1 protein-coding gene is annotated in these 258 nt (G+C 70.2%); it reads left to right on the top strand.

Features of this window, described 5'->3' with window-relative positions; translation table 11 throughout:
• The coding region (locus tag FNJ47_RS47045) for a sugar phosphate nucleotidyltransferase (RefSeq protein WP_249778691.1) at positions 1-258 on the top strand (258 nt) is incomplete at both ends.

The raw sequence follows: 258 nt of genomic DNA, 5'->3' as shown, positions 1-258 counted from the left end.
GTTCCTGTCGCTGTTCGGGGCGCGCTCGACCTTCCAGGAGACGCTGCTGCGGGTCTCCGACGCCGGCCTGTTCGAACGGCCGATCGTGATCACCAACGAGGCCTATCGCTTCATGGTGCTGGAGCAGTTGGCGGAGATCGGCCGCGAGGCCGATGTGCTGCGGGAGCCGATGCGGCGCGACTCGGGGCCCGCGATCGCGGCCGGTGCGGCGTTCGCGCAGAGCCGCGACAGTGAAGCAATCGTGCTGGCGCTCGCCGC

Origin of the sequence: Bradyrhizobium uaiense (assembly GCF_010811875.1) — a bacterium.
GTDB classification, from domain to species: domain Bacteria; phylum Pseudomonadota; class Alphaproteobacteria; order Rhizobiales; family Xanthobacteraceae; genus Bradyrhizobium; species Bradyrhizobium uaiense.
This window is presented reverse-complemented; position numbering and strand designations above follow the sequence as displayed.